Origin of the sequence: Corynebacterium sp. KPL2680 (assembly GCF_040225675.1) — a bacterium.
Classification (GTDB): domain Bacteria; phylum Actinomycetota; class Actinomycetes; order Mycobacteriales; family Mycobacteriaceae; genus Corynebacterium; species Corynebacterium rhinophilum.
Genome location: NZ_JBEHFM010000065.1, coordinates 1 through 728 on the forward strand (window position 1 = coordinate 1; position 728 = coordinate 728).

At 58.0% G+C, this 728-nt stretch carries 1 pseudogene; it reads left to right on the forward strand.

Going from position 1 to position 728, the window contains the following annotated elements:
- Positions 1–77: 77 nt before the first annotated feature.
- A pseudogene (locus ABRP66_RS11655) lies at positions 78–728 on the forward strand (IS256 family transposase); the annotation flags it as partial.

Below are 728 nucleotides of genomic sequence, written 5' to 3' on the forward strand. Positions count from 1 at the left end.
GAACTCACAATGAACATCCTCTCCTACGGACACAAGATCCGTACTAATAGGGTGTCCACTACTCGAGGGTAACCGCATTGGATGATCTGCTCGCTCAAGCCTCCCCTGACTTGATGCGCCAGATGCTGCAAGGGTTTATCAACCAAATCCTCTCCGCCCAGGCCGACACCGTCTGCGGCGCCGAATACAGCGGTTGTCTCCACCGAACGCGTCAACCACCGCAATGGGTACCGCCACCGCGACCTTGACACCCGTGTCGGCACGATCGATGTCGCAGTACCGAAGTTGCGTCACGGCGCATTCTTCCCGGACTGGCTGTTAGAACGCCGTACGCGGGCAGAACGGGCCTTATCGACTGTGATCGCCACGTGCTACCTCAAAGGGGTATCCACCCGCAGGATGAATGATCTGGTGGCAACACTAGGCATTGCCAACATGTCGAAATCCCAAGTTTCACGCATGGCAGAAGAACTCGACGAGATGGTCGCCGATTTCAAAAACCGTCCGCTCGATCCCGGCGGCTACGCCTACCTGTCCTGCGACGCGCTGACAATCAAAGTGCGCGAAGGCGGCCGGGTGGTCACATGTTCAGTGCTGCTTGCCACCGGAGTCAACGCCGACGGGTACCGCGAAATGCTTGACATGCACGTTGCCACCGCGGAATCCAACGCGTCGTGGAAAGGCTTCTTCCAGGACTTAAAAGCCCGCGGACTTACCGGGGTATTCCT